Here is a 24551-nt window from a genome sequence, read left to right on the forward strand (position 1 = left end):
CGTTGTGATGCCCCCCGAGAGCCTCAGCCGAGCACCCGGGTCAGGTACGGGACCATGTTGGTGGTGCGGGCCGGGGAGACCGTCACGGCGGGGCTGGTGCCCTCGATCATCTGGTTGTTGCCCAGGTACAGCGCGACGCTCTGAGAGCCACCCGGGCCGTAGCACAGCAGGTCACCGGGGCGGGCCTGCGCGGGCGCCACCTTCTGGCCGACACTGCACTGCTCGCCGGAGGTGCGGGGCATCTTGATGCCGGCGCCGGCGAACGCGTACTGGATCAGGCCCGAGGCGTCGAAACCGACGGTGGTGGTGTCTGCGAAGTCGGGCGCCGGCGTGGTGCCGGGCAGGCCCGCGGTGGTGCTGCCGGTCGCGAGTGGACCGGTGGGCAGGGCGCGGCCGGTGAGGTCGGTCAGCGAACTGCGCGTGGTGGCGGCCCGGGCGCGGGCGCTGTTGGTGGGCCCGTTGATGTCCCCGCCGCCGTAGACGAAGGGCACCCCGCGCTGCGACAGCGCCCGCTGGATCACCCGCTCGATGAGCTGGTTCTGGGTGGTCTGCGAAAGCGGGTCGGCATAGGCCGGCGCCGCAGCCAGCGCCGGGGCCAGGGCCGCCGCCAATGCGATCGCGGTAGCGCAGACGCGTTTCATCGGAGCAACCCCCAATTCCTCGGGCCGATATTCACGGCAGTATCACTAATCACTTCTGTCACAGAGGTTACCTGCCGCATACGCATGCGCAGCGGTCGTGGGAGAGAAATTGCGCAACCTGTGACCCAACGGTTACGCCGCCGGCCACTACTGTCGTCAGGCATGTCCGCGTTGAGTCCCGACCAGATCAGCGCCATCGACGCCGCCCACCTCTGGCACCCGTACAGCACGATCGGCGCCGAGACCCTGCGCCCCGCGGTGGTGCTGGGCGCCCGCGGCGCGTATCTGACGCTGGCCGGCGACGACGCGGAACACGACGTGCTCGACGCGATGAGTTCCTGGTGGGCGGCGATCCACGGCCACGGCCACCGGGCCCTGGATGAAGCGGCCACCGCACAGCTGGCCACCATGAGCCACGTGATGTTCGGCGGGCTCACCCATGAGCCGGCCGCCCGGCTGGCCAAGCTGCTGGTCGAGATCACCCCGGCCGGGCTGGACACGGTGTTCTTCTCCGATTCCGGGTCGGTGTCGGTGGAGGTCGCAGTCAAGATGGCGCTGCAGTACTGGCGCGCTCGCGGCCGCCCCGCCAAACACCGGCTGATGACCTGGCGCGGTGGTTACCACGGGGACACCTTCACCCCGATGAGCATTTGCGACCCCGACGGCGGCATGCACTCGCTTTGGCGCGACGTCCTGGCAGACCAGGTGTTCGCCCCACAGGTGCCGCGCCACTACGACCCGGCCTACAGCGCCGCCTTCGAGGCCCAACTGGAACAGCACCGCGACGAGGTGGCGGCAGTGGTCGTCGAGCCGGTGGTGCAGGGCGCCGGCGGCATGCGGTTCCACGATCCGCGCTACCTGACCGATCTGCGGGACGCCTGCACCCGCCAGGGCGTGCTGCTGATCTTCGACGAGATCGCCACCGGTTTCGGCCGCACCGGCGAACTGTTCGCCGCCGACCATGCCGGGGTCAGCCCCGACATCATGTGCGTGGGCAAGGCGCTGACCGGCGGCTACCTCAGCCTGGCCGCAACGCTGTGCAGCGCGGAGGTCGCCCACACCATCAGCAGTGGCGAGGCCGGCGCCCTGATGCACGGCCCGACGTTCATGGCCAACCCGCTGGCCTGCGCGGTCTCGGTCGCCAGCACCGAACTGTTGTTGAGCCAGGACTGGCGAGCGGCGGTCGCCGGGATCGGGGCCGGGCTGACCGACGCCCTGGACCCGGCACGGGAGCTGCCCGGCGTCGCCGACGTCCGGATCTGTGGCGCCATCGGGGTCATCGAATGCCGGCAACCGGTGGACCTGGCCGTCGCCACGCCGGTGGCACTGGAGCATGGGGTGTGGCTGCGGCCCTTCCGCAACCTGGTCTACGCGATGCCACCGTATGTGTGTACGCCCGACGAGATCGCCCGCATCGGCGGCGCGATGGTGGCCGTGGCGCATGCCTTAGCCTGAACGGTGTTCAAGTCGCCTCGAGACAGCACAGGGAGCACCGCGTGACCCGCACCGATCTGTCACCACTGGCCTGGCTGGCCGAGGTGGCGAAGCGGCGCCGGCAGGACGGCCTGCGGCGTTCCCTGCGGGTGCGGCCCGTCGTCGCGACCGAGCTGGACCTGGCGTCCAACGACTACCTGGGCCTGGCCACGCACCCCGCCGTCATCGCCGGGGGCATCGAGGCCCTGCAGACCTGGGGTGGCGGCGCCGGCGGGTCGCGGCTGGTGACCGGCAACACCGAACTGCATCAGCGCTTCGAACAGCGGTTGGCCGACTTCGTGGGCGCGCCCGCCGGGCTGGTCTTCTCGTCGGGCTACACCGCCAACCTGGGGGCGGTGGTCAGCCTGTCCGGCCCGGGCGCACTGGTGGTGTCCGACGCCTACTGCCACGCCTCCTTAGTCGACGCGTGCCGGCTGTCCCGGTCCCGGGTCGTCGTCACCGAACACCGCGACGTCGACGCTGTGGCCGCCGCGCTGGCCTCGCGCACCGAAGACCGCGCCGTGGTCCTGACCGAGTCGGTGTTCAGCACCGACGGAGCGCTGGCCCCGCTGCGGCAGCTGCACGAGGTATGCCGTCGCTACGGCGCGCTGCTGATCGTCGACGAGGCGCACGCGCTGGGGGTGCGCGGCACGGGCGGCCGCGGGCTGGTGCACGAATCCGGGCTGGCCGCCGCACCCGACATCGTGATCACCACGACCTTGTCCAAGGCGCTGGGCAGCCAGGGCGGGGCGGTGCTGGGGCCGGTGGAGGTGCGCGACCACCTGATCGACACGGCCCGCTCGTTCATCTTCGACACCGGTCTGGCCCCGGCGGCGCTCGGCTCGGCCTCGGCCGCCCTGGACGTGCTGGTCGCCGAGCCGTCGCGCGCCACCGACGTGCTGCGGAACGCCGCCGTGCTGGCCGAGATCTGCGGGGTGGGCTCGCAGCCGGAGTCCGCCCCCGAATCCGTCCCCGAATCCGCTGTGGTCTCGGTCGTTCTGGGCGACCCCGAGGTGGCGGTGGCGGCCGCGGCCGCGTGCCTGGATGCCGGCGTGCGGGTGGGCTGCTTCCGGCCGCCGACCGTGCCGGCCGGCACGTCGCGGCTGCGGTTGACCGCGCGGGCGTCGCTGACCGATGCCGATCTGGAGCTGGCCCGACGGGTGCTGCAGCAGGTCCTGCGCGATCACCCCGCCGTGGCATCGTCATGACCGTTCTGGTCATCACCGGCACCGGCACCGGGGTGGGCAAGACGATCGCGACCGCGGCACTGGCCTGCGCCGCCCGCCAGGCGGGCCTGGATGTGGCGGTCTGCAAGCCGGTCCAAACCGGCACCGCCGACGGCGACGACGACCTCGCCGAGGTCGGCCGGCTGTCGGGGGCGACCGAACTGTTCGCCGGCGCCCGTTACCCGGCGCCGCTGGCCCCGGCAGCCGCGGCCGAGCAGGCCGGGTTGGCACTGCCGAGCCGCACCGCCCTGGTGACGATGATCCGGGCCGCCGACCGCCCGAACCGGCTGACCCTGGTGGAGGGCGCCGGCGGTCTGCTGGTCGAGCTGGCTGCCGACGGGGTCACCCTGCGCGACGTCGCTGTGGATCTCGGCGCGGCCGTGCTGGTGGTGGTCGGCGCCGAACTGGGCACCCTCAACCACACCGCGTTGACCCTGGAAGCGCTTGGCAACCAAGGGCTGTCGTGTGCCGGATTGGTGATCGGCAGTTGGCCCGAGCGGCCCGATCCGGCGGCCGCCGGCAACCGCGGTGCGCTGACCCGCCACGCGACGGTACGCGCGGTGCTGCCGGCCGGATCCGCGGCACTGGATGCCGCGCAGTTCGCCGCCATGAGCAAAGCCGCGTTCGATCCCGACTGGGTGCGCAGCCTGGCGGGCTGATGGTCCACTCGATCGAGCTGGTCTTCGACGCCGACACCGAGACCGCGGTGCGGCGGAGCTGGAGCGAGCTGGCCGCGGCCGGCCTGCCCGGCCAGGCCCCGACCGCTCGACCGCACGTCACCCTTGTGGTCGCCGAGCGCATCGATCCGGGCGTCGACGCCGCGCTGGCCGCGGCGGCCCAACGCCTGCCCGTGGACGCCCGGCTGGGTGCGACGCTGATCTTCGGCCGCTCGCACGCCGTGCTGGCCCGCCTGGTGGTGCCGACGGCCGAACTGCTGGCCCTGCACGAGCTCGTCTACCGGTTGTCGGCACCGCATCTGGAACCCGGCCCGCTGGCTCACGTGGCACCCGGCCAGTGGACCCCGCACGTCACGCTGGCCCGCCGGGTCGGCCCGGCCCAACTGGGCGCGGCGCAGCGCATCGCCGGCCGCCCCGAGGTCACCGGCCGGTTTGTCGGGTTGCGGCGCTGGGACGGCAACGCCCGCACCGAGACGCCGATCCCGGCGAGCCGGCGCGAAAGCTAGCGCACGGTCAGCCCGGCGCGCATCGCCAGCCCGTCGATCAGCAAGCCCAGCCCGAAGCCGAACGCGGCGCTCGGGTCGGCGTCGCGAGTGATGTCGGCGGCCCCGGCGGAATCCCACTGCAGGCGGGACTGCTCATCGGCGGTGAACCCCAGGACGTAGTAGACGACGGTCCGGCCGACCTGCCCGGCCTGATCGGGCGGCACGCCCGCCGCCGTCGCCGAGTCCGCGAGCAGCGCCAGGATCGCCGTGGCCGCCTGCGACTGACCGGCCGCCATGCTGGCCGACACCAGCTCGGCGCCGTCGGTGTGCGACAGCAATGCGTCGCGCAGGCGTTGGCCCACGGTCTCGATCCGCCACTGCCAGCTGCCCGGTCCGGGGTCTGCGCAGGCCGGCGCCAGCACCCGATCGGCGACCGCGCCGAGCAGTTGCTGCTTGTTGGCGAAATGCCAGTACAGCGCGCTGGGGCTGACGTTGAGCTCGCGCGCCAGCCGGCGCATCGACAGGTCGGCGATGCCGTAGTCGTCCAGGATGGCGGTCGCCGCGGCGACCACGTCAGGTTTGTGCAGCTGCACCCGGCTAGCCTAACCTGAACACCGTTCAAGTCTTGATGGGAGCACGCGTGACCCGCGGCGCCGACGACGCAGAGCGAAGCGATGAGGAGGAGCGGCGCGCATGACCGACGACATCCTGGCGCTGGCCAGGGAGCAAGTACTCGAGCGCGGTGAGGCGTTGCGGCGGGATCAGGTGCTCGAAGTGTTGCAGCTGCCCGACGACCGGCTCGAGGAGCTGCTGTCGCTGGCGCACGACGTCCGGATGCGCTGGTGCGGGCCGGAGGTCGAGGTCGAGGGCATCATCAGCCTGAAAACCGGCGGCTGCCCTGAAGATTGCCACTTCTGTTCGCAGTCGGGCCTGTTCTCGTCGCCGGTGCGCAGCGCCTGGCTGGACATTCCGAGCCTGGTCGAGGCGGCCAAGCAGACCGCCAAGTCCGGGGCCACCGAGTTCTGCATCGTCGCCGCGGTGCGCGGCCCCGACGAGCGGCTGCTGGCCCAGGTCGCCGCGGGAATCGAAGCCATCCGCAACGAGGTCGACATCCAGATCGCCTGCTCGTTGGGCATGTTGACCCAGGAGCAGGTGGATCAACTGGCCGCCATGGGCGTACACCGCTACAACCACAACCTGGAGACCGCCCGGTCGCACTTCTCCAAAGTCGTCACCACCCACACCTGGGAGGAGCGCTGGGAGACCCTGCGCATGGTGGGCGAAGCCGGCATGGAGGTGTGTTGCGGCGGCATCCTCGGGATGGGGGAGACGCTGGAGCAGCGGGCCGAGTTCGCCGCCGACCTGGCCGAACTGAACCCCCACGAGGTCCCGCTGAACTTCCTCAACCCGCGCCCGGGCACCCCGTTCGGCGACCTGGAGGTGCTGCCGGTGGCCGACGCACTGCGGGCAGTCGCCGCATTCCGGCTGGCGCTGCCGCGCACCATGCTGCGGTTCGCCGGCGGCCGGGAGATCACGCTGGGCGACCTGGGCGCCAAGAAGGGGATCCTGGGCGGCATCAACGCGGTCATCGTCGGCAACTACCTGACCACTCTGGGCCGGCCCGCCGAAGCGGACCTGGAACTGCTCAACGACCTGCAGATGCCGATCAAGGCTCTCAACGCCACCCTCTGATGCTCTGCGACCTGCCCGTTGCCCTGAGTGCCGGCGTCTTCAACGTCTACACCGGCGTACGCATCGACGATCCCGCCGGCGGGTCGCTGCCCACCGCGGCGCAGTTGGGCCTGGAGGCGCCGCGCTTCTGCGCCTCCTGCGGGCGCCGGATGATGGTGCAGGTTCGCCCGGACGGCTGGTGGGCCAAGTGCTCGCGGCACGGCCTGGTGGACTCCACCGACCTGGACCCGCAACGGTGATGAGCACCGCCGCTCCGCGGTTGACGCGCAGAGGGGCCGGCCTGAGGCTGGCCGCCGGACTGACGGTCATCGGGTTGCCGGTCGGGGCGGTGTGGGCGTGGATCGCCCCACCGATCCATGGCGTGGTGGCGCTGACGCGCAGCGGCGAACGGGTGCAGGCCTACCTGGGCAGCGAGGCCGAGAACTTCTTCATCGCGCCGGTCCTGCTGATCGGGCTGCTCGCCGCGGTGGCCGTGGTGGCGGCCGCTCTGGCGTGGCAGTGGCGGGCGCATCGGGGACCGGGCATGGTGCTGAACCTGACCGCCGGGCTGATCGGCGGGGCAGCACTGGCGGTGCTCACCGGAGCCGTCCTGGTCCAGCGCCGCTACGGCGCCATCGACATCGAGGCCGCTCCGGTCAGCCCCGAACACCGGGTGCACTACGTGGCCGAGGGGCCGCCGGTGTTCTTCGGGCACACCGCGCTGCAGATCGGCGCCTCACTGCTGCTGCCGGCGGCCACCGCGGCCCTGGTGTACGGCGGATGCGCCATGTGGAGCACCCGCGACGACCTGGGCGGTTATCCGCCCGAACCGCCGGCCGGCCTCAGAGGCGGCGGCGGCCCAGCGCCCCTCCCGTGACGACGCGGGTCGCCACCAGGCCCAGGCGGGCCAGGCCGAGGTAGGTCCTGGGGTTCAGCAGTGCCGGCCACGCGCTGCTGACCGCGGACTGGCGCAGCGGCCGGTCGGCGAACCGGTCGCGCAACCACTCCAGCACCATCGGCACCGACAACGGGTGCAGCGTCGCATGCTCGCTGAGCAGGTCGCGATGGTAGGTGAGCCGCGCGCCGCCGGTCACATAGGCCTCGGCCAAGTGGTCGATGTGCACGACTGAAATCACCTGGTCGTGAACGGCCTGCAACATCAGTAACGGTGGTTTCGGCGCATGGTAGCCAAGCTTGGTGTCGTCGAAGACGTGTTGCACCGCAGGGAGTTCCACCACGTCTTGGAGCGGCTGGTCGATGAACTCCTCGAGTGACTTGTGGCGCATCCGCATGATGGCGCCGAGCGTGGTCATCGATTCCAGTGAACGCAGCAAAGCCTTGCCCTCGGCGGTGGCATGGTCGTCGATCACCTTCTGTAAGTCGGGGTAGACCTTCGCCAAGGTGGCAATCATCACCGCGGGCAAGCCGGAGAAGAACGTCCCGTCCAACCCGAGGAAAGTGTGCCCGAGGTCACCCACCGGCGACCCGAGCACCGCACCCACGATGTTGAGTTCGGGGGCGTAATCGCCGCAGACTTCCGCCGCCCAGCCGGTGGCCAGGCCGCCGCCGGAATAGCCCCACAGGCCCACCGGGGCGTCCGGGGACAGTTCCAGCCGCTCGGTCCCCAGCGCGGCCCGCAGCCCGTCGAGCACGTAGTAGCCGGGCTCCTTCGGCGCCCCCCAGTGGCCGTCGCGGCCCTCATGGTCGGGGACCGATACCGCCCAGCCCTGGGCCAGAATGGCCGCGATCAGCACGATCTCGAGTTGGGTGAACGAGCCGTGACCCCTGGCCCGGCGCCGCAGCGCATACGACGGGAAGCAACGGCCGTCGACGGCGTCGATCGCGCACTGGTAGGACACGATCGGGCAGTGCGGGCCGCGGTCGGCCGGAACCAGCACCGTCGTCACCCCCGCCTGCGCGACGTCGTTACGGTCGGTGGTCCGGTAGAGCAGTTGGGTGGCACGCATCTGTTGCGGGATCAGCCCCAGAAACGCCAGTTCGACGTCGCGCGAGCGCAGCACCGTGCCGGGCGCCGCGTGGGCAAAGCCGGCCGGTGGGTCGTAGAACGGATCGTCGGCCGGCAGCAGGGGGCGAGCGCCGGGTCGTGCCGGCTCGTGCGGAGCCTGCCCGATCCACTCGACAGAACTTTCTCGGGCCAGGCTGTCGAATTCCACTCGGCCATTGTCTCTTAAGAGGGCGTTAAGATTCCAGTCGACTCACCCGGGCGGTCGCAGTGCGGCGAATTCGTCGGTGACCCGTAATTCGGAGTCGGTGAACCGGTAGCGGGCCGCCGGACGGCCCCCGCTGCGCCCGGAGCGGGCGGTGGTGCCGGTGCGGGTGATCACCCCGCGGCGTACCAGCACCCGTTGCAGGTTTGTCGCGTCGACCTGGTAGCCCAGCACCACGCTGTAGATGTCTCGCAAGGTGGACAGAATGAATTCCGTTGGCGCCAGGCCGAATCCGATGTTGGTGTAGGACATTTTGGCGACCAGGCGACTGCGCGCGTGCTCCACCATGGGCCCGTGGTCGAACGCCATCGGCGGTAAGTCGTCCACGGGATGCCAGTGCGTGTCGCTCGGCAGCTCCGGGACGGCGGGGGAGGGCACCAAGCCCAGAAACGTCGACGCGATGGTGCGTACCCCGGGCACCCGGCCGGGGTCGGAGAACACAGCCAGCTGCTCAAGGTGGGCGATCTCACGCAGATCGACCTTTTCGGCGAGCTGGCGGCGGGCCGATGCCGTGACATCCTCATCGGTGCGCAACAGGCCGCCGGGCAACGACCACCGGCCGGACTGCGGCTCGCGGGCGCGTTCCCACAGCAGCACGTTGAGCTGGGGGCGGCGCTGATCCAGGCCGCCAACCTGGAAGACCACGGTGAGCACCTCGTGGGCGGTGCTAGTATGAACCATGTTTTCGATTATAAGTCGAAAACCTGTTTTGAGAGGAGTCACCATGACCACCCTCACCGACACCGGTGTGCAGGCGGGCAGCCTGACCGGCCGCATCGTGAACTCGCCGGCCGGTTACAGCGGTGTCGAACCCGATGCGGAGTGGGTGGCCGAGGTGCTCCGGCTCAAGAAGGAACGCAACGCGACGATCCTGGCCCACAACTACCAACTGCCCGAGATCCAGGACATCGCCGATCACGTCGGGGACTCCTTGGCGCTGGCCCGCATCGCGGCCACCGCTGCCGAGGAGACCATCGTGTTCTGCGGGGTGCACTTCATGGCCGAGACGGCCAAGATCCTCTCCCCGGACAAGACGGTGCTGCTGCCCGACACCCGGGCGGGCTGTTCGCTGGCCGACTCCATCACCGCCGAGGAACTGCAGGCCTGGCGCGACGAGTTCCCGGACGCGGTCGTGGTCTCCTACGTCAACACCACGGCAGCGGTGAAGGCTCTGACCGACTACTGCTGCACGTCGTCGAATGCCGTCGACGTGGTCAACGCGATCGATCCGGACCGCGAGGTGCTCTTCCTGCCCGACCAGTTCCTGGGCCAGCACGTCAAGCGCGTCACCGGCCGCGACAACATCCGCATCTGGGCCGGTGAATGCCACGTGCACGCCGCCATCAACGGCGACGAGCTTGAGGCGATGGCGCGGGCCAACCCCGAGGCCGAGCTGTTCGTGCACCCCGAGTGCGGGTGTGCGACGTCGTCGCTGTACCTGGTCGGCGAAGGTCATTTCCCCGCCGAGCAGGTCAAGATCCTCTCGACCGGCGGCATGCTCGAAGAGGCCGCGCGTACCGGGGCCACCAAGGTGCTGGTCGCCACCGAGATCGGCATGATTCACCAGCTGCGCAAGGCCGCGCCGCAGGTGGATTTCGAGGCGGTCAACCGCAAGGCGGCCTGCAAGTACATGAAGATGATCACCCCGGCCGCGCTGCTGCGCTGCCTGACCGAGGGTGCCGACGAGATCCATGTCGACCCCGAGACGGCACGGCTGGCCGCGCGTAGCGTGCAGCGGATGATCGCGATCGGACACTCCGTCCCGGTCAGCAAGTGACCCCTGGTCCCAGCTGGCAGCAGCGGGCCGATGTCGTCGTCATCGGCACCGGTGTCGGTGGGCTGGCGGCCGCTCGCGCCGCCCACCGGGCCGGGCGCGACGTCGTGGTGCTCAGCAAATCCGCCGCCGGCGCGGCCGCCACGGCGACCCACTACGCCCAGGGCGGGATCGCGGTGGTGCTGCCCGACACCGACGACTCGGTGGCCGCCCACGTCGCCGACACCGTGGCCGCCGGCGGCGGATTGTGCGACCGCGACGCGGTGACCTCCATCGTGGCCGACGGGTATCGCGCCGTCCGCGACCTGGCCGCCGCCGGTGCACAGTTCGACCGGGCGCGAGACGGCCATTGGGCGCTCACCCGCGAAGGGGGGCACTCGCGGCGCCGCATCATCCACGCCGGCGGCGACGCGACCGGTGCCGAGGTGCAGCGCGCACTGGATCAGGCGGCGGCCGCACTGGACGTTCGCGGCGGCCAGGTGGTGCTGCAGATCCTGCGCGACGCCGATCAGGTCACCGGTGTGCTGGTGGCCAACGCCGACGGGATCGGCGTGATCCACGCCCCCTCGGTGGTGCTGGCCACCGGCGGTCTGGGCCACCTGTACCGGGCGACCACCAACCCCGGCGGGGCGACCGGCGACGGCGTGGCCCTGGCGCTGTGGGCCGGGGTGGCTGTCAGCGACCTGGAATTCATCCAATTCCATCCCACGATGCTGTTCTCGGGCGACGGCGCCGGACGCCGGCCGCTGATCACCGAGGCGGTGCGGGGGGAGGGCGCGCGACTGGTCGACGCCCGCGGTGCGGCGATCACCGACGGCGTGCACCCGATGGGGGATCTGGCGCCCCGCGACGTGGTGGCGGCAGCCGTCGACGCCCGCCTGCGCGAGACCGGTGACCGGTGCGTCTTCCTCGACGCTCGCGGGATCGCCGGCTTCCCAGACCGCTTTCCGACCGTCACCGCGGCCTGCCGCGAGGCCGGTATCGACCCTGTCCGGCAACCGATTCCGGTGGTCCCCGGCGCCCACTACAGCTGCGGAGGGGTGCTCACCGACGTCACCGGCCGTACGGAGCTGCCGGGTCTTTTCGCCGCCGGGGAGGTCGGCCGTACCGGCATGCACGGAGCCAACCGGCTGGCGTCCAACAGCCTGCTGGAAGGGCTGGTGGTGGGCGCCCGCGCCGGTGCCGCCGCCGCGGCGCACTGCGCCGCTGCGGGGCCGGCCCGGGCTGTGTTCCCCGAACCCGCCCTGCACCCGGTGCTGCCCCGGCAGCGGCTGCAGGAGGCGATGTCCCGCGATGCCTCGGTGGTCCGCGACACGTCCGGGCTGACGCGGCTGCAGCAGCTGCTGGCCGACGCCGCCCGGCGCCACGTCGCCGACCGGTCCGGAGTCGAGGAAGCCGCCCTGACCGTGGCCGCCCAGGTGATCGCGGCGGCGGCAGCGGCCCGCACCGAGAGCCGCGGCTGCCACCACCGAGCGCAGTATCCGGCCGCCGACCCCGGCCAGGCCAGCAGTTCCACGATCCGCCTGCGCGACGGCAGTGTCGCGCTCGAAACCCCCGCGGGAGTCTGATGCTTTCCGAGACCGAGCTCGACGAGGCGCGGCAGATCATCGTGCGCGCCCTCGACGAGGATCTGCGCTACGGGCCCGACGTCACCACCGCTGCGACGGTGCCCGCCGGCGTGAAGGCCGAGGCGGCGATGGTCACCCGGGTGCCCGGAGTGATCGCCGGGCTCGACGTGGCGCTACTGGTCCTCGACGAGGTCCTCGGCGCCGACGGTTACCAGGTGGTGCAGCGGGTGGCCGACGGCACCCGGGTCGACGCCGGCGCGCCGGTACTGAGCCTGCGGGCCGACACCCGCGGCCTGCTGACCGCTGAACGCACCATGCTCAACCTGGTCTGCCACCTGTCCGGGATCGCGACCGCGACCGCGGCGTGGGTCGACGCCGTGGACGGGACGTCGGCTCGTGTGCGGGACACCCGCAAGACGCTGCCGGGGCTGCGGGTGCTGCAGAAGTACGCGGTGCGCGTCGGCGGCGGGGTGAACCACCGGATGGGGCTGGGCGACGCCGCCCTGATCAAGGACAACCACGTCGCGGCGGCCGGATCGGTGGCCGCGGCGCTGCGGGCGGTGCGCGAGGCCGCTCCCGACGTGCCCTGCGAGGTCGAGGTGGACTCGCTCGAGCAGTTCGACGAAGTGCTCGCCGAGGGGCCCGAACTGGTGCTGCTGGACAACTTCGAGGTATGGCAGACCCAGATGGCGGTGCAGCGGCGGGACTCCCGCGCCCCCGGGGTGCTGCTGGAGTCGTCCGGCGGACTGACCCTGGAAACCGCCGGCGCGTACGCCGCCACCGGCGTCGACTATTTGGCCGTGGGTGCCCTCACCCATTCGGTGCGGGTGCTCGACATCGGCTTAGACATGTAAGTCATGTAGCGGCCGGTCAGCCGATATCGGTGACCAGCACCGCCACCTTGCGGTTCTGCAGTCGCAGCAGCGCCGGCAGCGAGGCGTCACCGGAGCCGGCGGGCACGATCCGCGGGTTCACCAGGTGCACCTGATGCCGGAACAGCTGCACATCGGCCTCGCCTGCGGCCAGCACGTTCTTCACCCAGTCGGTCTTGCCGTGGCCCAGCGCGATCGCCAGCGTGTCGCCCTTGCGGTAGGTCGTCACCACCGTCTGGTAGACCTTGCCGGACTTGCGGCCGCGATGGGTGATCACCGACGTGCCGGGGATGAACTTCGCCAGTGGCTTGACCACCGGATTGACGTACTTGATCTGCAGCCGATCCATCCAGGCGGGGAACACCGCCGGCAGCGTGGACGGGCCGGCGGCACCCTTGTCGACAGCCATGGCAACTCCGTTCTCCCTGGGGGCGACCACGACGCCGCCATCGGTGCTCGCCGACGCCGCAACTGCGCACCACCCTAGCCGCGCGGCCCGGGCAGCGGGGGTGATCCCGGCGCGGCGATATTGACTTGAGGCCCTCTGGGACAATGGACGGCGTGAACACCGGCCTGATGGCACGCATCGACCTGCGCGGCCCCGACCAGTCGGACCCGTCCTCGCGACTCTCAAGGGCCCGGCTGCGTTCCGTGCTGCCCCGCGGCGCTGCCGACGTGGAGGCGGTGCTGCCGCGCGTGCGCCCGATCGTCGAGGCGGTCGCGCAGCGCGGAGCCGCGGCGGCGCTGGAATTCGGCGAATCCTTCGACCGGGTGCGGCCCGGAACGGTCCGGGTGCCCGATGCCGCGCTGGCGGGCGCCCTGGCCGAGCTGGACCCGGCGGTACGGGCCGCTCTGGAGGTGGCGATCAGCCGGGCCCGTGCGGTCCACGCCGACCAGCGGCGCAGCGACACCGCCACCACGCTGGCCCCGGGCGCCACCGTCACGCAGCGGTGGATTCCCGTCGAACGGGTCGGCCTGTACGTGCCCGGCGGCAACGCGGTCTACCCGTCCAGCGTGGTGATGAACGTCGTCCCGGCCCAGATCGCCGGGGTCGACTCGCTGGTGATCGCCAGCCCGCCCCAGGCCGCCTTCGACGGCCTGCCGCACCCCACGATTCTGGCCGCGGCCCGGCTGCTCGGTGTCGACGAGGTCTGGGCGGTCGGCGGCGCGCAGGCCGTGGCGCTGCTGGCCTACGGCGGCACCGACACCGACGACGGCGAACTGGCCCCGGTCGACATGATCACCGGTCCCGGCAACATCTACGTCACCGCCGCCAAAAGACTGTGCCGGTCGCAGGTGGGTATCGACGCCGAGGCCGGTCCCACCGAGATCGCGATTCTCGCCGACCACACCGCCAACCCGGCACACCTGGCCGCCGACCTGATCAGTCAGGCCGAGCACGACGAGATGGCGGCCAGTGTGCTGGTCGCCACCAGCGCCGAACTGGCCGACGCCACCGCCCGGGAGGTCACCGCGCAACTGCAGACCACGGTGCACCGCGACCGGGTCAGCACAGCGCTGTCCGGTCCGCAGTCGGCGATCGTGCTGGTCGACGATCTGGACGCCGGTATCGAGGTGGTGAACGCCTACGCCGCCGAGCACCTGGAGATTCAGACCGCCGACCCGGCGGCCGTCGCCGGCCGCATCCGCTCGGCCGGCGCGATCTTCCTCGGACCGTATTCGCCGGTCAGCCTGGGCGACTACTGCGCCGGCTCCAACCACGTGCTGCCCACTGCCGGCAGCGCCCGTTACTCCAGTGGTCTGTCGGTGCAGACCTTCCTGCGCGGCGTGCACCTGGTGGACTACACCGAGGCCGCGCTCAAGGACGTCAGCGGACACGTGATCGCGCTGGCCACCGCGGAGGACCTGCCCTCGCACGGCGAGGCGGTCCGGCGGAGGTTCGAGCAGTGAGCGCCACCGAGTCGCGACCCGGTGGACAGATCGGCCTGGCGGACCTGCCGCTGCGCGAGGACTTGCGTGGCAAGTCCCCTTACGGCGCACCGCAGCTCGATGTTCCGGTGCGGCTCAACACCAACGAGAACCCGCACCCGCCCAGTGCGGCATTGGTCGACGACGTAGCGCGCTCGGTGCGCGAGGTCGCCGCTGAGCTGCACCGCTATCCCGATCGTGACGCCGTCGCGCTGCGCGCCGACCTGGCCGACTACCTGACCACCCAGACCGGGGTGGCGGTGGGGCCGGACAACGTGTGGGCGGCCAACGGCTCCAACGAGATCCTGCAGCAGTTGCTGCAGGCGTTCGGGGGGCCGGGCCGCAGCGCCATCGGATTCGTGCCGTCGTACTCGATGCACCCGATCATCGCCGACGGCACCCTGACCCGTTGGCTGGCCGTGCACCGCGCGTCTGACTTCGGGCTCGACGTGGCCGTGGCGACCGCCGCCGTCGCCGAGCACCAGCCCGACGTGGTGTTCATCGCGTCCCCGAACAACCCTTCCGGGCAAAGTGTTTCGCTGGAGGACTTGCGGGCGCTGCTGGATGCAGCGCCCGGGATCGTGATCGTGGACGAGGCCTACGGCGAGTTCTCCTCACAGCCCAGCGCGATCGCGCTGATCGCCGACTACCCGGCCAAGCTGATCGTCACCCGCACGATGAGCAAGGCGTTCGCGTTCGCCGGTGGCCGGCTCGGTTACCTGATCGCGGCCCCGGCGGTGATCGATGCGATGTTGCTGGTGCGGCTGCCGTATCACCTGTCGGTGGTCACCCAGGCGGCCGCCCGTGCCGCGCTGCGACATGCCGACGACACCCTCGGCAGCGTCGCGCAATTGATATCCGAGCGGGAACGCGTCTCGGGGGCGCTGTCGGACATGGGCTTTCGGGTGATCCCCAGCGATGCCAACTTCGTGCTGTTCGGCGAGTTCGCCGATGCCCCGGCGACCTGGCAGCGCTACCTGGACGCCGGTATCCTCATCCGCGATGTAGGCATCCCCGGATACCTGCGGGCCACCACCGGGCTTCCGGAGGAGAACGACGCGCTGCTCGCCGCCAGCCAACGGCTTGCGGCCACCGAACTCACCCGGCAACCGGTACCGATCGCCGGAGCGGCGGAACCGGGCGCGGCCGGCGGCCACCAGCACAAAGGAGCATCATGACCGGCAATCGCCGCGCCCGGGTAGAACGTGCCACCCGTGAATCAGACATCACGGTCGAACTCGATCTCGACGGCACCGGTGTCGTGGACATCGACACCGGAGTGCCGTTCTTCGACCACATGCTGACCGCACTGGGCGCGCACGCCAGTTTCGACCTGACGGTGCGCGCCCACGGCGACACCGAGATCGAAGCGCACCACACCGTCGAGGACACCGCGATCGTGCTCGGGCAGGCGCTGGGCGAGGCGTTGGGCGACAAGGTGGGCATCCGCCGCTTCGGCGATGCCTTCATCCCGATGGACGAGACCCTGGCACACGCTGCCGTCGACGTGTCGGGGCGGCCCTACTGCGTGCACACCGGAGAGCCGGATCACTTGGCGCACACCATGATCGCCGGAACGCAGGCGCCGTACCACACCGTCATCAACCGGCACGTGTTCGAGACGCTGGCATCCAATGCCCGCATCGCGCTGCACGTGCGGGTGCTCTACGGCCGCGACCCGCACCACATCACCGAAGCCCAGTACAAAGCCGTCGCGCGTGCGCTGCGCCAGGCCGTGGAACCCGACCCCCGGGTGACCGGGGTGCCTTCCACCAAAGGCGCCCTGTGAGCGGATCTGCCAAACCCAGGGTGGTGATCCTGGACTACGGATCCGGGAACCTGCGCTCAGCCCAGCGGGCTCTGCAGCGCGTCGGTGCGCAGGTCGAGGTGACCGCCGACGCCGGCGCCGCCGCCGCAGCCGACGGCCTGCTGGTGCCGGGCGTCGGGGCGTATGCGGCGTGCATGGCGGGCCTGCGCAACGTCAACGGCGACAAGATCATCGTCGAACGCGTGCAGTCCGGGCGGCCGGTGCTCGGGGTGTGCGTCGGGATGCAGATCCTGTTCGCCCACGGCGTCGAGTTCGGGGTCGACACCACCGGATGCGGGCAATGGCCGGGTGCGGTCACCCGGCTCGACGCCCCGGTGATCCCGCACATGGGCTGGAACGTCGTCGACGCCGCGCCGGGCAGCACGCTGTTCGCCGGCCTGGACTCCGACACCCGGTTCTACTTCGTGCACTCCTACGCCGCGCAGCGCTGGGAGGGCCGTCCGGAGGCTTTGGTGACCTGGGCGACCCATCAGGTACCGTTCGTGGCGGCTGTCGAGGATGGGCCGTTGGCCGCCACCCAGTTTCACCCCGAAAAGAGTGGGGATGCCGGGGCGACACTGTTGAGCAACTGGGTGGAGGCACTGTGAGTACGACTGCGAACAAGGCACTGGTTCTGTTGCCGGCCGTCGATGTGGTCGACGGGCGCGCCGTGCGTCTGGTGCAGGGCAAGGCCGGCAGCGAGACCGAGTACGGCTCGGCGCTCGACGCCGCGCTGGGCTGGCAGCGCGACGGCGCGGAATGGATCCACCTGGTCGATCTCGATGCCGCCTTCGGGCGCGGTTCCAACCGCGAGCTGCTGGCCGATGTGGTGGGCCGCCTCGATGTCAAGGTGGAACTGTCCGGCGGGATCCGCGACGACGAGTCGCTGGCGGCGGCGTTGGCCACCGGCTGCGCCCGGGTGAACCTCGGTACGGCGGCCTTGGAGAACCCGCAGTGGTGCGCGCGGGCGATCGCCGAGCACGGCGAGAAGGTCGCGGTGGGACTCGACGTGCAGATCGACCCCAGTCACCCCGACGGCATCCACCGGCTGCGCGGCCGGGGCTGGGAGACCGACGGCGGGGACCTGTGGCCGGTCCTGGAACGGCTTGACCGCGAAGGGTGTTCACGCTACGTCGTCACCGACGTGACCAAGGACGGCACCCTGGGCGGGCCCAACCTGGAGCTGCTCGGTGCGGTCGCCGACCGCACCGACGCGCCGGTGATCGCCTCCGGCGGCGTCTCGAGCCTGGATGACCTGCGCGCTATCGCCACGCTGGTGAACCGCGGTGTGGAGGGCGCTATCGTCGGCAAGGCCCTCTACGCGGGCCGGTTCACGCTGCCCGAGGCGTTGTCCACGGTGCAGGAGTAGGCCGCCATGGCGCTGGACACCGCGGATCTTCAGGCGCTGGTCGCAGCGGCGTCGGAGATCCTCGATGTCGCAGCCGAGCCGTTTCTGGCCGGCCATCGAGCTGGATCGGCAGTGCGCAAGGGCGGCAACGACTTTGCGACCGAGGTTGACCTCGCCCTGGAACGACAGATCACCGATGCACTGGTCGCAGCGACCGGAATCGGAGTGCACGGCGAGGAATTCGGCGGCCCGCCAATCGATTCCCCGCTGGTGTGGGTGCTCGATCCCATCGACGGGACGTTCAACTACGCCGCCGGCTCACCGATGGCCGCCATACTGCTGGGTCTGCTCCGCGACGGGGAGCCGGTCGCCGGGCTGACCTGGCTGCCGTTCGCCGGTCAGCGCTACACCGCGGTGGCGGGCGGCCCGCTGATCCGCAACGGGGTGGCGCAACCACCACTGGAGCCCGCCGACCTGGCTCACTCGTTGGTCGGTATCGGCACATTCAACGTCGAATGGCGGGGCCGCTTTCCCGGCCGCTACCGGCTGGCCGTGCTCGAGGGACTGACCAGGGTGACATCGCGGACGCGGATGCACGGCGCCACCGGAATCGACCTGGCCTATGTCGCCGACGGCACACTCGGCGGTGCGATCAGTTTCGGCCACCACATCTGGGACCACGCCGCCGGCGTGGCCATGGTGCGGGCGGCGGGCGGCACCGTCACCGACCTGTCCGGGGCCCCGTGGACGGCGTTGTCGGACTCGGCGCTGGTCGCCGCGCCGGGGGCACACGAGCAGATTCTCGACATCCTCAAGCGAGTCGGCGCACCGGGGGACTACTGACATGGAACAACAACCCAGCGGTTCAGCGAGGCTCGACGCAGGAGAGGCGAAGCTGGGACCGATGCATAAGCACAGCGGTTCAGCGAGGCTCGACGCAGGAGAGGTGAAGCTGGGACCGATGCATAAGCACAGTGATGTGGCCGTACGGGTCATTCCGTGTCTGGACGTCGACGGCGGCCGGGTCGTCAAAGGGGTGAACTTCGCCAACCTGCGCGACGCCGGCGACCCGGTCGAGCTGGCCGCGGCCTATGACGCCGCAGGCGCCGACGAGCTGACCTTCCTCGACGTGACGGCGTCGTCGTCGGGCCGGGCGACCATGCTCGAGGTGGTCGCGCGCACCGCCGATCAGGTCTTCATCCCGCTCACCGTCGGCGGCGGGGTACGCACGGTCGCCGACGTCGACGTGCTGTTGCGGGCCGGAGCGGACAAGGTTTCGGTGAACACCGCCGCGATCGCCCGCCCGGAACTACTTGCCGAGCTGTCGCGGCAGTTCGGTTCCCAGTGCATCGTGCTGTCGGTCGATGCGCGCACCGTGCCGGCCGGTTCGGCTCCCACCGCGTCCGGATGGGAAGTCACCACCCACGGCGGCCGGCAGGGCACCGGTATCGACGCCGTCGAATGGGCGGTCCGCGGTGTCGAGTTGGGGGTCGGGGAGATCCTGCTGAATTCGATGGATGCCGATGGCACCAAGGCCGGATTCGACCTGGCGATGTTGCGCGCGGTCCGGGCGGCGGTGAGCGTGCCGGTGATCGCCAGCGGGGGAGCCGGCGCGGTGGAGCATTTCGCCCCGGCGGTCGCCGCCGGCGCCGATGCGGTGCTGGCGGCCAGTGTGTTTCATTTCGGCGAGATCACCATCCCGGAGGTGAAGGCGGCGATGGCTGCGGAGGGAATCGTGGTGCGATGACCCACCAGCTCGACCCGGCCATCGCGGCCCGCCTCAAGCGAAACCCCGAGGGCCTGATCGCCGCGGTGGTCCAGGAGCGGGGCAGTGGCGACGTGCTCATGGTCGCCTGGATGGACGACGAGGCGCTGGCGCGCACGCTGGCCACGCGTGAGGCCACGTACTTCTCGCGGTCGCGCCAGCAGCAGTGGATCAAGGGCGCGACCTCCGGGCACACCCAGTACGTGCACTCGGTACGGCTGGACTGCGACGGCGACACCGTGCTGCTGACCGTCGATCAGACCGGCGGCGCCTGCCACACCGGCGATCACAGCTGTTTCGACGCCGACCAGTTGCTCGCACCCTAGGGCGACGTGCGCGCAACCCTGGCCGGCGCTGCCGCCGCGGCAACGGCGGCGCTCGCGGGGCGCCGCTACCTGCGGATGCGCCCGGCCCTCGCCGGCGTCGCACCCGAGCTTCGCAGTCCGTTGCTGCCGTATGTAACGGTGACCTACCGCGCATGCACGCTGCCGTTCCTGCGGGCGGTCTACCGGATCAAGCGGCCGGCCGGTCCCGGCGTCACCGTGACGACCCACCGCGTCGGCGCTGCCGGTATGCGGGTGTTGGTGGCGACACCCCGCAGCGTCCGCCGGCCCGGGCCCGCCGTCCTGATGCTGCACGGCGGCGGGATGATCGTGGGTTCTGCCCGCCTGGAATTGAGCACCTACGGGCGGCTGGCCCGCGAGCTGGACGCGGTGATCGTGGCACCGGACTATCGGCTGGCCCCGGAAAGCCCCTTCCCGGCTGCCCTGGACGACGCCATGGCGACCCTGGGCTGGATGCGCGAGCGGGCCGTCACACTGGGAATCGACCCCGATCGCATCGCGGTGGCCGGCTACAGCGCCGGCGGTGGTCTCGCGGCGGCCGTCGCCCAGCGTTGTCACGACGAGGGCCTCGCACTGCGGGCCCAGGCCCTGGTCTACCCGATGCTCGACGACCGCACAGTACTGCGCGACAGCGGTCGGCGGGGACGGCTGGTCTGGACGCCGGAGTCCAACCGCTTCGCCTGGACCGCCTATCTGGGCCGGGCGCCGCGGATGACCGACGCACCGCCCTACGCCGCGCCGGCCCGGCGCGCGAACCTGTCCGGTCTGGCACCGGCCTGGATCGGGGTGGGCGAACTGGACCTCTTCTACGCCGAGGACCTCGCCTACGCGCACACACTGCGCGCCTGCGGCGTGCCGTGCGAACTTCTCACCGTGGCGGGGATGTACCACGCGGCAGACGGCTATGCGCCCAGATCAGCGGTGGCCGCCGCGTTCACGTCCAGCCTGCGTGACCACCTCAGGACGTATCTGTGACAGCCGGATTCGTTCGCACACCGCGGCGTCTTCGACAGTCCCGCAGATCCATTCGGTACCGGCTGCGGAGCGGTATGCTGGCCGACTGTGACTTCCGACGAGCCTGACGACCGGTACCTGTTGGAGCACAGCCCTCCCATCCGGGGGGTGGAGCTGGACCGGGTGTCGCTGCAGATCGACTCGCACTACGCACAGGGCACCGTCAGCGACATCGAAGCGCACATGCCGCGGGACGGATCGCGGATCATCGCGCTGACGAACCAGTTGAGCGAATCGCAAGCGAATCTGGAATCCGCCTCGGCGCAGTTCACCGAGTTGGCCTCCGCGATTCCGGGCGACATCGTGGATCTCAGCGATCGACTGTCCGGCATTCTCAACGGCGCGATGGCCGAAGCCGAGGACATCCGCGCAGAGGCGCAGCGCTTCGCCGACGAGCTGCGCACGGCGGCCCAGAGCGAGGCTGCGGCCGTTCTCGCCGACGCCGAGGCGCAGCGCCGTGAGGCAGCCGAACTGCGGGCCGAGCTGGAAACACAACACAAACACCTGCGGGCGCAGGCCGCGCATCTGCGGCGGCAGGCCGTGCTGAGCGCGGCCGAAATCATGAAGGAGGCCGAAAGCCACGCCTCGGCGATCCTGACCGAGATGAACCAGGCGATCACCAGCCACGTCGCGGACGCGCAACGGCGCCTGGCCGAACTCATCGATGCGCGCGCGAAGATCGTCGACCAGATTGAGCGGTCGACATCGCAGGCCAATCGCGCCAAACAAGTTAATGCCGAAACTCAAGTTAATGCCGCGCGGCAGGTGGATCGCGAATCGGCATTGTCGGCCAGAGAAACCTGGTTTCGGGAAAATCGCCCGCGCTGAAGTACTGCTTCGGCCATTTATTTTTTCGGTGACACCTCCGCACCCGTCTGCTACGCTTCGTCGCGCGGCGGCTTGTCTGCGGCGGCTGACCAGTCCTGATGTGCGCTTTTACCGGAGTTGACCCAGGCGCGGCCGACCATCGAGTCTTGCCGAGAGGAGGAGTCGGTTCCGGTGCCCAATATTCCGCCATTCCAAACGCAGATGCGCGGTTTCGATCGCACTGCGGTGGCGGATTACCTCGCGCGCCTACACGACGAAATTGACTATTTGCGCGACCGGGCGAAATCGCTCAACGCCGTGCGGACGCAGGCGGAATCCGATCGCGAACAACTCATTGCCGAGCTGGCGCGGCTGCAGAAAGACGTCGTGCACAGGGCCGCCGATGCCGACTGCCGGCGCGGCGAACTCGGCGCCGAGATACAGAACCTGCGCAGCCGGCTCGCTGAGGCCACCGGTGCCGAGAATCCAGCGGTCGAAGCACCCGAGCGGCTGACGGTGATGATGCGGATGGCCGCCGAGGAGGCGCGGCACGTCAAGGAACTGGCTTGTCGGGAGGCCGAAGCGCTGACCCGGGATCTGCGCGAGAAGCTGGTCGCCGCCCGCTGCGAGCGGGCCGCCGCCGGCGAAGAACTGGCCGGGGTGGAGTCGGCGGCCCGAACACGGCAGATCAAGATCCTGGACATCGCGACCGCCGAAGCGCAGCAGATCCTGCGATGGGCGCGCGAGGAGCGCACTCGCATCGCCGAACAGACCGCCGAGGCCCAACAGCGCCGCCGGGCGTTGTACCGCAGGCTGGCCGAGGAGGACGAACGCCGCCGCCTGGCGTCCAACGAGGCCCTCGACAACCAGATCAAGCGGTCCTGGGAAGACGACGAACGCAATCGCCGTCGGTCGCGGCGGAAGCTGGAGCGCAAGCTGCAGGCCGCCTGGGAGCAGGTCGAGGCCAACATCGCCGCGCTCGACAAGCAGGCGCGGGCGCAAGCGGCGGCCCTGATCGCCGACGCCGAGCGCCAAGCCGAGGCGCTGCGCGAACGGGCACACGCCGACGTGGAGCTGCTGCGCGTCGAGCGTGCCGCAATCCGCGCCGACCTCGACGAGATCCAGAAGTGGATCGGCGCTGCCGGTAGCGAAACCCAAGGTGTTCGTCCACCGTAAGTCCGGTGACATGCCCGCGGGGTTCTGATACGCTCCGTCGCACGGTGACTTGAGTCAGCACATCCAGTTGGCTTCGGGCACAAGCCAACTCGGTTGAATTCTGGCTAACCATCGACCGAAGACCCACCCCCTCAGGTGCTTAGGAGTATGCCGGTGGCGCTGGAGATTCCCGACTTCGAAACACAGATGCGCGGTTTCGATCGCAATGAGGTCTCCGACTACATCGGCAGGCTGCACCACGAGATCAGCGTGCTGCAGGAACGCAACAAATCCCTCGAGGCGAGCAAGTCGAAGACGCTCATCGACCGCGAACAACTTGCCGCCGAAGTCGCCCGGCTGCAAAACGACGTGGTGCGCATGACCGCCGAGGCCGAGAACGAGCGGCAGCGCCTCACGGCCGAACTGGCCCAGCTGCGATCGCAGTTCGAGCAGGTCGCCGGTCCGGTCGACTCCGTCGAGGGCATGTCCGATCGGATCGCGCGGATGATGCGCATCGCCTCCGAGGAGGCGCGGCGCACCAAGGAACTGGCACGCCAGGACGCCGAGGCCCTCACCGCCGAGCTGCGCGAGCAGTTGGAGGCCGCCAGTCACGACCGGGCTGCCGCCAGTGCGGCACTCGCCGAGTTCCAGGCGTCCACCCACGCCCGCCGGACGAAGATCCTCGAGGCCGCGACCCAGGAGGCGGAGCAGATCCTGCGCATCGCCCACGAGGAGCGCAGCCGCATCGCCCAGGAGATCGAAGAAGCCGAGCGCAGTCGCCGCGAGGTGTACCAGCGGCTGGCCGAGGACGACGAACGCAATCGCCGGGCCGCGCAGGAGGCCCTCGACGAGCAGATCAAGCTGGCCTGGGAAGAGGACGAGCGCAACCGCCGCGAGGCCCAGCAGCGCCTGGACCAGAAGATGAAGGCGGCGTGGGAGCAGGCCGAGGCCAACATCGCCAAGCTGGACAAGGAGGCCCGCCTGGAGGCGTCCTCACTGATCGCCAACACCAAACGCGAGGCCAAACTGCTGCGCGACCGCACGCAGGCCGAGGTGGAGCAACTCAGCCGCGAACGGACCGGCATCGTCACCCACCTCAGCGAGATCAGAAATTGGATCGACACCGCGGTCGGCGAGGCCCGGGCAGCGGGCAGCCCAGCCGAGGCGAGCGAGCCCGAATCCGAGGCACCGGCGCACACCGGCGGATAGGCGGGGTAGATCGCCGCCGGCCCGCTGCGCCCGGCTGCGCCGCGCTGGCGACCGGCGGGGTAGATCGCGCTGTTAGGCCGGCCGGCGCGCCCGCAGCGCCTCCAGCGCCTTATCGGCGTGGGTGTCCATGGAGAACTCGCTGGCGATCACAGCCAGCACGGTGCGGTCGGTGTCGATGACGAACGTGGTCCGCTTCACCGGCAACAACTTGCCCAGCAGGCCGCGCTTGACCCCGAACTGCGCCGCCACGGTGCCGTCGGCGTCGGACAACAGCGGGTAATCGAACCCCTGCTGGTCGGCGAACTTGGCCTGCTTGGCGACCGCGTCGGCGCTGATGCCCACCCGGGTGGCCCCGACGGCGGCGAACTCGCCGGCCAGGTCGCGGAAGTGACAGGCTTCCTTGGTGCAGCCCGGCGTCATGGCCGCCGGATAGAAGAACAGCACCACCGGCCCCGCGGCCAGCAGCTCACTGAGGGTGCGCAGCGCCCCGGTCTGGTCGGGGAGCGCGAAGTCGGCCACGGTGTCACCGGTTTTCATGCCGGCCACGCTACTCCCGCT

28 protein-coding genes are annotated in these 24551 nt (G+C 70.5%); 22 read left to right on the forward strand and 6 right to left on the reverse strand.

Going from position 1 to position 24551, the window contains the following annotated elements; genetic code table 11:
* Positions 1-23 precede the first annotated feature (23 nt).
* Positions 24-641 (reverse strand): NlpC/P60 family peptidoglycan-binding protein RipD, encoded by a 618-nt coding sequence (gene ripD / locus AWC02_RS18740; protein ID WP_085130206.1) that lies wholly within the window; start codon positions 639-641, stop codon positions 24-26.
* 162 nt (positions 642-803) lie between these two features.
* Between ripD and AWC02_RS18745 the strand changes: the two genes are divergently transcribed.
* Genes AWC02_RS18745 through AWC02_RS18760 form a run of 4 tightly spaced genes read left to right on the forward strand, consistent with a single transcriptional unit; the run spans position 804 to position 4523 of the window.
* Positions 804-2096, forward strand: a complete 1293-nt coding sequence (locus tag AWC02_RS18745; RefSeq protein ID WP_109561072.1) for an adenosylmethionine--8-amino-7-oxononanoate transaminase — start codon at positions 804-806, stop codon at positions 2094-2096.
* Positions 2097-2137: 41 nt separating this feature from the next.
* Positions 2138-3322 carry an 8-amino-7-oxononanoate synthase gene (locus tag AWC02_RS18750; protein WP_085130207.1) on the forward strand — a complete coding sequence of 395 codons (1185 nt, stop codon included), beginning with the start codon at positions 2138-2140 and terminating at the stop codon, positions 3320-3322.
* Positions 3319-3999: a dethiobiotin synthase gene (gene bioD / locus AWC02_RS18755; protein ID WP_085130208.1), complete on the forward strand. Its 681-nt coding sequence runs from the start codon at positions 3319-3321 to the stop codon at positions 3997-3999. Before AWC02_RS18750 ends, bioD begins: the two co-directional genes overlap by 4 nt.
* Entirely contained in the window at positions 3999-4523 is a 525-nt protein-coding gene (locus AWC02_RS18760) for a 2'-5' RNA ligase family protein (protein WP_085130209.1), read from the forward strand. Before bioD ends, AWC02_RS18760 begins: the two co-directional genes overlap by 1 nt.
* Here AWC02_RS18760 and AWC02_RS18765 read toward each other — a convergent pair.
* On the reverse strand, positions 4520-5095 hold the full coding sequence (locus AWC02_RS18765) for a TetR/AcrR family transcriptional regulator C-terminal domain-containing protein (protein WP_085130210.1): 576 nt from the start codon (positions 5093-5095) through the stop codon (positions 4520-4522). The two genes, AWC02_RS18760 and AWC02_RS18765, sit on opposite strands and share 4 nt — an antisense overlap.
* Positions 5096-5195: 100 nt before the next feature.
* Between AWC02_RS18765 and bioB the strand changes: the two genes are divergently transcribed.
* From bioB to AWC02_RS18780, 3 genes are read left to right on the forward strand one after another with little or no spacing between them, the layout of a single operon-like run.
* Positions 5196-6194, forward strand: a complete 999-nt coding sequence (gene bioB, locus AWC02_RS18770) for a biotin synthase BioB (RefSeq protein ID WP_085130211.1) — start codon at positions 5196-5198, stop codon at positions 6192-6194.
* Positions 6194-6433, forward strand: a complete 240-nt coding sequence (gene bsaP / locus AWC02_RS18775; protein ID WP_085130212.1) for a biotin synthase auxiliary protein BsaP — start codon at positions 6194-6196, stop codon at positions 6431-6433. Before bioB ends, bsaP begins: the two co-directional genes overlap by 1 nt.
* Positions 6433-7050, forward strand: coding sequence for a DUF2567 domain-containing protein (locus AWC02_RS18780; RefSeq protein WP_085130213.1), 618 nt, complete (start codon positions 6433-6435; stop codon positions 7048-7050). The genes bsaP and AWC02_RS18780 overlap by 1 nt, the downstream gene beginning before the upstream one ends.
* Here AWC02_RS18780 and AWC02_RS18785 read toward each other — a convergent pair.
* Both AWC02_RS18785 and AWC02_RS18790 read right to left on the reverse strand, forming a co-directional pair.
* Positions 7016-8347 carry a lipase family protein gene (locus AWC02_RS18785; RefSeq protein ID WP_085130214.1) on the reverse strand — a complete coding sequence of 444 codons (1332 nt, stop codon included), beginning with the start codon at positions 8345-8347 and terminating at the stop codon, positions 7016-7018. The genes AWC02_RS18780 and AWC02_RS18785 overlap by 35 nt on opposite strands.
* A 42-nt stretch (positions 8348-8389) precedes the next feature.
* On the reverse strand, positions 8390-9082 hold the full coding sequence (locus AWC02_RS18790; protein WP_085130215.1) for an NUDIX hydrolase: 693 nt from the start codon (positions 9080-9082) through the stop codon (positions 8390-8392).
* A gap of 43 nt (positions 9083-9125) precedes the next feature.
* Between AWC02_RS18790 and nadA the strand changes: the two genes are divergently transcribed.
* From nadA to nadC, 3 genes are read left to right on the forward strand one after another with little or no spacing between them, the layout of a single operon-like run.
* A complete protein-coding gene (nadA, locus tag AWC02_RS18795; RefSeq protein WP_046319731.1) occupies positions 9126-10178 on the forward strand; it encodes a quinolinate synthase NadA in 1053 nt (350 codons plus the stop codon).
* On the forward strand, positions 10175-11743 hold the full coding sequence (locus AWC02_RS18800) for an L-aspartate oxidase (RefSeq protein WP_085130216.1): 1569 nt from the start codon (positions 10175-10177) through the stop codon (positions 11741-11743). The genes nadA and AWC02_RS18800 overlap by 4 nt, the downstream gene beginning before the upstream one ends.
* The gene (gene nadC / locus AWC02_RS18805) at positions 11743-12597 is read left to right on the forward strand and encodes a carboxylating nicotinate-nucleotide diphosphorylase (RefSeq protein ID WP_085130217.1); all 855 of its coding nucleotides are present in this window, start codon (positions 11743-11745) and stop codon (positions 12595-12597) included. Before AWC02_RS18800 ends, nadC begins: the two co-directional genes overlap by 1 nt.
* Before the next feature lie 16 nt (positions 12598-12613).
* On the opposite strand, the gene AWC02_RS18810 is transcribed toward nadC, so the two are convergent.
* Positions 12614-13024, reverse strand: a complete 411-nt coding sequence (locus AWC02_RS18810) for a nitroreductase family deazaflavin-dependent oxidoreductase (RefSeq protein ID WP_085130218.1) — start codon at positions 13022-13024, stop codon at positions 12614-12616.
* Positions 13025-13167: 143 nt separating this feature from the next.
* Between AWC02_RS18810 and hisD the strand changes: the two genes are divergently transcribed.
* The 12 genes from hisD (at position 13168) to AWC02_RS18870 (ending at position 23993) form a co-directional block, all read left to right on the forward strand.
* Positions 13168-14526: a histidinol dehydrogenase gene (gene hisD, locus AWC02_RS18815; protein WP_085130219.1), complete on the forward strand. Its 1359-nt coding sequence runs from the start codon at positions 13168-13170 to the stop codon at positions 14524-14526.
* Positions 14523-15722: a histidinol-phosphate transaminase gene (locus tag AWC02_RS18820; RefSeq protein ID WP_085130220.1), complete on the forward strand. Its 1200-nt coding sequence runs from the start codon at positions 14523-14525 to the stop codon at positions 15720-15722. The genes hisD and AWC02_RS18820 overlap by 4 nt, the downstream gene beginning before the upstream one ends.
* Positions 15719-16333 (forward strand): imidazoleglycerol-phosphate dehydratase HisB, encoded by a 615-nt coding sequence (gene hisB / locus AWC02_RS18825; RefSeq protein WP_085130221.1) that lies wholly within the window; start codon positions 15719-15721, stop codon positions 16331-16333. Before AWC02_RS18820 ends, hisB begins: the two co-directional genes overlap by 4 nt.
* Positions 16330-16959 (forward strand): imidazole glycerol phosphate synthase subunit HisH, encoded by a 630-nt coding sequence (gene hisH / locus AWC02_RS18830; RefSeq protein WP_085130222.1) that lies wholly within the window; start codon positions 16330-16332, stop codon positions 16957-16959. The genes hisB and hisH overlap by 4 nt, the downstream gene beginning before the upstream one ends.
* A gap of 20 nt (positions 16960-16979) precedes the next feature.
* Positions 16980-17720, forward strand: coding sequence for a bifunctional 1-(5-phosphoribosyl)-5-((5-phosphoribosylamino)methylideneamino)imidazole-4-carboxamide isomerase/phosphoribosylanthranilate isomerase PriA (priA, locus tag AWC02_RS18835; RefSeq protein WP_046319749.1), 741 nt, complete (start codon positions 16980-16982; stop codon positions 17718-17720).
* A gap of 6 nt (positions 17721-17726) precedes the next feature.
* Positions 17727-18542, forward strand: a complete 816-nt coding sequence (locus tag AWC02_RS18840) for an inositol monophosphatase family protein (RefSeq protein ID WP_085130223.1) — start codon at positions 17727-17729, stop codon at positions 18540-18542.
* A gap of 118 nt (positions 18543-18660) precedes the next feature.
* A complete protein-coding gene (hisF, locus tag AWC02_RS18845) occupies positions 18661-19446 on the forward strand; it encodes an imidazole glycerol phosphate synthase subunit HisF (RefSeq protein ID WP_085130283.1) in 786 nt (261 codons plus the stop codon).
* On the forward strand, positions 19443-19790 hold the full coding sequence (gene hisI, locus AWC02_RS18850) for a phosphoribosyl-AMP cyclohydrolase (protein WP_085130224.1): 348 nt from the start codon (positions 19443-19445) through the stop codon (positions 19788-19790). Before hisF ends, hisI begins: the two co-directional genes overlap by 4 nt.
* Before the next feature lie 6 nt (positions 19791-19796).
* A complete protein-coding gene (locus tag AWC02_RS18855) occupies positions 19797-20783 on the forward strand; it encodes an alpha/beta hydrolase (protein WP_237160536.1) in 987 nt (328 codons plus the stop codon).
* A gap of 87 nt (positions 20784-20870) precedes the next feature.
* A complete protein-coding gene (locus AWC02_RS18860) occupies positions 20871-21650 on the forward strand; it encodes a coiled-coil domain-containing protein (protein WP_085130225.1) in 780 nt (259 codons plus the stop codon).
* 201 nt (positions 21651-21851) lie between these two features.
* A complete protein-coding gene (locus AWC02_RS18865) occupies positions 21852-22805 on the forward strand; it encodes a coiled-coil domain-containing protein (RefSeq protein WP_085130226.1) in 954 nt (317 codons plus the stop codon).
* A gap of 147 nt (positions 22806-22952) precedes the next feature.
* Positions 22953-23993 (forward strand): coiled-coil domain-containing protein, encoded by a 1041-nt coding sequence (locus tag AWC02_RS18870; RefSeq protein ID WP_237160537.1) that lies wholly within the window; start codon positions 22953-22955, stop codon positions 23991-23993.
* 72 nt (positions 23994-24065) lie between these two features.
* On the opposite strand, the gene AWC02_RS18875 is transcribed toward AWC02_RS18870, so the two are convergent.
* The gene (locus AWC02_RS18875) at positions 24066-24530 is read right to left on the reverse strand and encodes a peroxiredoxin (protein ID WP_085130287.1); all 465 of its coding nucleotides are present in this window, start codon (positions 24528-24530) and stop codon (positions 24066-24068) included.
* Positions 24531-24551: the final 21 nt, after the last annotated feature.

It is taken from the genome of Mycolicibacter engbaekii, from assembly GCF_002101585.1.
Lineage (GTDB): Bacteria > Actinomycetota > Actinomycetes > Mycobacteriales > Mycobacteriaceae > Mycobacterium > Mycobacterium engbaekii.

Excerpts from the sequence above, each read along its gene's own strand:
- ripD (WP_085130206.1), bottom strand. The coding sequence starts at position 641 with ATGAAACGCGTCTGCGCTACCGCGATCGCATTGGCGGCGGCCCTGGCC.
- AWC02_RS18745 (WP_109561072.1), top strand. The coding sequence starts at position 804 with ATGTCCGCGTTGAGTCCCGACCAGATCAGCGCCATCGACGCCGCCCAC.
- bioD (WP_085130208.1), top strand. The coding sequence starts at position 3,319 with ATGACCGTTCTGGTCATCACCGGCACCGGCACCGGGGTGGGCAAGACG.
- AWC02_RS18760 (WP_085130209.1), top strand. The coding sequence starts at position 3,999 with ATGGTCCACTCGATCGAGCTGGTCTTCGACGCCGACACCGAGACCGCG.
- bioB (WP_085130211.1), top strand. The coding sequence starts at position 5,196 with ATGACCGACGACATCCTGGCGCTGGCCAGGGAGCAAGTACTCGAGCGC.
- bsaP (WP_085130212.1), top strand. The coding sequence starts at position 6,194 with ATGCTCTGCGACCTGCCCGTTGCCCTGAGTGCCGGCGTCTTCAACGTC.
- AWC02_RS18780 (WP_085130213.1), top strand. The coding sequence starts at position 6,433 with ATGAGCACCGCCGCTCCGCGGTTGACGCGCAGAGGGGCCGGCCTGAGG.
- AWC02_RS18790 (WP_085130215.1), bottom strand. The coding sequence starts at position 9,082 with ATGGTTCATACTAGCACCGCCCACGAGGTGCTCACCGTGGTCTTCCAG.
- nadA (WP_046319731.1), top strand. The coding sequence starts at position 9,126 with ATGACCACCCTCACCGACACCGGTGTGCAGGCGGGCAGCCTGACCGGC.
- nadC (WP_085130217.1), top strand. The coding sequence starts at position 11,743 with ATGCTTTCCGAGACCGAGCTCGACGAGGCGCGGCAGATCATCGTGCGC.
- AWC02_RS18810 (WP_085130218.1), bottom strand. The coding sequence starts at position 13,024 with ATGGCTGTCGACAAGGGTGCCGCCGGCCCGTCCACGCTGCCGGCGGTG.
- hisD (WP_085130219.1), top strand. The coding sequence starts at position 13,168 with ATGGACGGCGTGAACACCGGCCTGATGGCACGCATCGACCTGCGCGGC.
- hisB (WP_085130221.1), top strand. The coding sequence starts at position 15,719 with ATGACCGGCAATCGCCGCGCCCGGGTAGAACGTGCCACCCGTGAATCA.
- AWC02_RS18840 (WP_085130223.1), top strand. The coding sequence starts at position 17,727 with ATGGCGCTGGACACCGCGGATCTTCAGGCGCTGGTCGCAGCGGCGTCG.
- hisF (WP_085130283.1), top strand. The coding sequence starts at position 18,661 with ATGCATAAGCACAGTGATGTGGCCGTACGGGTCATTCCGTGTCTGGAC.
- hisI (WP_085130224.1), top strand. The coding sequence starts at position 19,443 with ATGACCCACCAGCTCGACCCGGCCATCGCGGCCCGCCTCAAGCGAAAC.
- AWC02_RS18865 (WP_085130226.1), top strand. The coding sequence starts at position 21,852 with ATGCGCGGTTTCGATCGCACTGCGGTGGCGGATTACCTCGCGCGCCTA.
- AWC02_RS18870 (WP_237160537.1), top strand. The coding sequence starts at position 22,953 with ATGCCGGTGGCGCTGGAGATTCCCGACTTCGAAACACAGATGCGCGGT.
- AWC02_RS18875 (WP_085130287.1), bottom strand. The coding sequence starts at position 24,530 with ATGAAAACCGGTGACACCGTGGCCGACTTCGCGCTCCCCGACCAGACC.